This window comes from Candidatus Tokpelaia sp., assembly GCF_008636115.1.
Lineage (GTDB): Bacteria > Pseudomonadota > Alphaproteobacteria > Rhizobiales > Rhizobiaceae > QLZD01.
The window spans coordinates 1-1216 of sequence record NZ_QLZD01000040.1 but is presented as its reverse complement, the minus strand read 5'-3'; the positions used below and the strand labels follow the sequence as shown (position 1 = coordinate 1216).

The 1216-nt window shown below is 51.3% G+C and carries 1 protein-coding gene; it reads left to right on the top strand.

All coding sequences use genetic code 11. The features are described 5' to 3' along the window. Position 1: 1 nt before the first annotated feature. Complete coding sequence (tuf, locus tag DPQ22_RS08185) at positions 2-1177, top strand: elongation factor Tu (RefSeq protein WP_150215025.1); 1176 nt, start codon at positions 2-4, stop codon at positions 1175-1177. Positions 1178-1216: the final 39 nt, after the last annotated feature.

The window sequence follows — 1216 nt, the reverse complement described above, 5'->3', positions numbered from 1 at the left end:
AATGTCGAAGAGCAAGTATGAACGGACTAAGCCGCATGTCAACATAGGGACGATTGGTCATGTAGACCATGGGAAGACGACGTTGACAGCGGCGATTACGAAATATTTTGGTGAGTTTCGCGCCTATGACCAGATAGATGCGGCTCCGGAAGAGAAAGCGCGCGGCATAACCATATCTACGGCTCATGTTGAGTATGAGACGGAGAAGCGGCATTATGCGCATGTTGATTGCCCGGGTCACGCCGATTATGTGAAGAACATGATTACCGGTGCGGCACAAATGGACGGTGCTATTCTGGTCTGTTCGGCTGCTGACGGCCCGATGCCGCAAACGCGTGAGCATATTTTGCTGGCGCGTCAGGTTGGTGTTCCGGCGATTGTTGTTTTTCTGAACAAAGTTGACCAGGTTGATGACGAAGAGCTGCTTGAACTGGTTGAGCTTGAGCTGCGTGAGCTTTTGTCCAAATATGACTTTCCCGGTGATGAGATTCCGATTGTCAAGGGTTCGGCGCTTGCTGCTCTGGAGGGCAGGGACAAGACTATTGGTGAAGATGCTGTTCGTCTGTTGATGAGCGAAGTTGATGCCTATATTCCGACCCCGAGCCGTCCGGTTGATCAGCCTTTTCTGATGCCGATTGAAGATGTGTTTTCCATATCAGGCCGCGGCACAGTTGTGACCGGTCGTGTTGAGCGCGGTATTGTCAAGGTTGGTGAAGAAGTTGAGATTATCGGCATTCGTCCGACAGGCAAGACTACGGTGACCGGCGTTGAAATGTTCCGCAAGCTGCTGGATCAGGGTCAGGCCGGTGATAATATTGGCGCTCTTCTGCGCGGTGTTGATCGCGAGGGTGTTGAGCGTGGTCAGGTTTTGGCCAAGCCCGGGACAGTTACGCCGCATACGAAATTCAAGGCGGAAGCCTATATTCTGACGAAAGAGGAAGGTGGTCGTCATACGCCATTTTTCACGAATTATCGCCCGCAATTTTATTTTCGCACGACAGATGTGACAGGTATTGTGACACTTCCGTCCGGTGTTGAGATGGTTATGCCGGGAGATAATATTGCGATGGACGTATCTCTGATAGTTCCGATTGCGATGGAAGAGAAGCTTCGTTTTGCTATTCGTGAAGGCGGTCGCACAGTTGGTGCGGGTATAGTCTCCAGGATTATAGAATAGGTTTGAGTGCTCAAGGCAGGGCAGCTAAACAGGCTGCCC